The sequence below is a fragment of the Phormidesmis priestleyi BC1401 genome, from assembly GCF_001650195.1.
GTDB lineage: Bacteria > Cyanobacteriota > Cyanobacteriia > Leptolyngbyales > Leptolyngbyaceae > Phormidesmis_A > Phormidesmis_A priestleyi_B.
Genome location: NZ_LXYR01000165.1, coordinates 1 through 1,155, shown reverse-complemented (window position 1 = coordinate 1,155; position 1,155 = coordinate 1). Strand labels below are relative to the sequence as shown.

2 protein-coding genes are annotated in these 1,155 nt (G+C 43.9%); both read right to left on the bottom strand.

The window, feature by feature from the left end; all coding sequences use genetic code 11:
• Positions 1-221: 221 nt before the first annotated feature.
• Positions 222-443 carry a hypothetical protein gene (locus A8707_RS26215; RefSeq protein WP_068820388.1) on the bottom strand — a complete coding sequence of 74 codons (222 nt, stop codon included), beginning with the start codon at positions 441-443 and terminating at the stop codon, positions 222-224.
• 14 nt (positions 444-457) lie between these two features.
• A complete protein-coding gene (locus tag A8707_RS26210) occupies positions 458-814 on the bottom strand; it encodes a GIY-YIG nuclease family protein (protein ID WP_068820386.1) in 357 nt (118 codons plus the stop codon).
• Positions 815-1,155: the final 341 nt, after the last annotated feature.

Sequence of the window (1,155 nt, the reverse complement as noted above, 5' to 3'; positions counted from 1 at the left end):
CCCCTTTAATACCCCCACAGACAAGAATCATGGTGATATCCTCGTAGACTCTCAGTGATACTTATATGATGTAATCGTTACATCGTCAAGAAGTTAAAAGGATATCTTAATGACATCCTTTAAGAATCATACTCTTGAGATTGCTAAGAATCACCCCGCATCAAAAAAGCCATAACCGCTATGGATTGTGGTTTCTCAAACTTGCTTAGTCAATCGATGAATCAGCCTGCTTTTCTGCCAAAATCTATTCCTATAGGGTTGCAGCCCACGAAACTGACTGAATCCTCGTCTAGGTAGCCCGCGATCGCCATCTCGACCACTGCCTCAACGGGATAGTTGAGCTGAGACGCACACGTTAGCAGCCCTAGCCTAATCTTCTCTGGCAAAGCATCTAGGAAGGTTTTAGCAGCTTCTGGCGACAAATGTTCGGTCGTGGTTTGCATAGGGGACATTTCTCCTACTTTATAAGACTGTTATAGCGTGGTCGAGCACTTCGGATCATCAGAGTTTCGAGATTCTCGGCTCGTTGAAAGCTTTGATACCCCATTAGCTCGGCGGCAATTCTGATCTCATCGGGTGTGCAATAGTCGAGAAATGCCCAGAAAAAAGCTTTGTGACCGTCCTTAAAGCGTCGTCTGAGCTTAACGGCAACTCCGATATATAAAATTCCTTCATCTCGATGACGAATGGCGTAAATACCGGGACAGGTGGGTATGTTCAGACATCCACGGCTCAACGGGTAGCAGTCCTTAAACGGCATTGAAGAAAGATTTTTGAGGATTGCCTGTGCTTCTCCTTTGTAAAGCTCGGTCATCGGTTCACTTCCAGCAGATATCTACTACTCGATCTCCAGTTTGTAGCATTTGACGAGCTCAACATTTTCGGTTTTTTGAGCCGATTTTCTAAAAATCACCTCAGAATTCGGAAAAAATCGTACGCCAGGAGTTCTCAAATGAACTCGGTGAGCAAAACTTTTTATTGACTAAATGCTTTACGAGCCCTTTTAGATTTATTTGCCAGCCGTTTTTCTAAAATAGTTTGGGCACTCAGCAAGTGATGGTTCTCAATAAGGGCAGTCAATTCTCAGCAAGGAAATTATTTGTTACGAGATTAAAAGATGCGCCCTCAAACCAGCATTCTCCCGTTGACGTTATC

What these genes read in the sequence shown, in the direction of transcription:
- A8707_RS26210 (WP_068820386.1), bottom strand. Translation starts at nt 814, where the DNA reads ATGACCGAGCTTTACAAAGGAGAAGCACAGGCAATCCTCAAAAATCTT.
- A8707_RS26215 (WP_068820388.1), bottom strand. Translation starts at nt 443, where the DNA reads ATGCAAACCACGACCGAACATTTGTCGCCAGAAGCTGCTAAAACCTTC.